Annotated in this window: 1 protein-coding gene; it reads right to left on the bottom strand. The window is 45.6% G+C overall.

Annotated features, from left to right (window positions below; all coding sequences use genetic code 11):
* On the bottom strand, window positions 1-1,012 hold a 1,012-nt coding region (locus A3729_RS32525; RefSeq protein ID WP_369820106.1), incomplete at both ends, for a TolB family protein.

The raw sequence follows: 1,012 nt of genomic DNA, 5'->3' as shown, positions 1-1,012 counted from the left end.
CACTTGAGGTGACCCCGTCAATAATCGCGACTTGCGCCTGCCCTTCAATTGCGTCACTGCCATCGATGGCACGGTCTGCATCAATGAATTCATCCAAATTAATCTCGAGAGGTTGTGCGGCAAACGTAGCGCTTTCGAAGGTACGAAATGAAACCGCAATATTACCGTTTTCTAACTCTTTAGGTTTCAAGAACTGAACTTGGTCACCGTCTTCACCTGAATCATGGGAATGGCGGCCATAGAGGTAATTCAAGCCTGTACCGTCGGGGTTAATCTCGTATAAGTTAACACCATTGTTTCGTGTTTGCCCCGCGTTATCCCAACGAGAAAACAGGACTTTGCCGTTATTCAACAGGATAGGGTCTAGATCGTGGCTTTGGTTAAAGGTAAGTTGCTGAATATTTTGTCCATCACCATCCATAATATGAAGGTTAAAGGCGTGTACATTTCGCTCTTCATCAAGTGCAGGATAACCCGTCTTACCTTCATTCAATAAAACAGCCTTGGCACGCGTCTGGCGCGTTGAAGTAAATAAGATACGATCACCTGGAAGGTAGCTGGGTGAAATATCATGCCCATCTTCAGCCCTGACATTCAGCGTACTATCAAAAATACGGCGGAGCGTGCTGCTCTCTATATTATATTCCCAGATATTCCAAGTAGGCTGATCTTCTTCATCGGCATTCTCTATCTCTGGCGCACGCATCGAGAAGAGTAGTTTCTTACCATCATAAGAAGTACTGAGGTCACGTACATCGTAGAGCAGCTCACCGTCGTCGTTTAAGAACGATTCATCAGCAAAGGCTGCCGAAGAAATATCCACCGTTTGAGCATCAAGTGATGCTTTTTGCTTTAGGTATAAAACAGCACCAGGACGAAACGATTGCGGCTCAGCCGCATTATCTGGCTCAACTTCGCCCTCATCGTTTTCTATAGGTCTTTCTATATAGGCTAAAGGTAAGTCAACTACAACAGGATCCGTGCCATCAGAGCTACAGGCAACAATAAGAGG

This window comes from Oleiphilus sp. HI0043 (assembly GCF_001634935.1).
The sequence above is the reverse complement of the archived record's forward strand: the minus strand, read 5'-3'. Positions and strand labels throughout refer to the sequence as shown.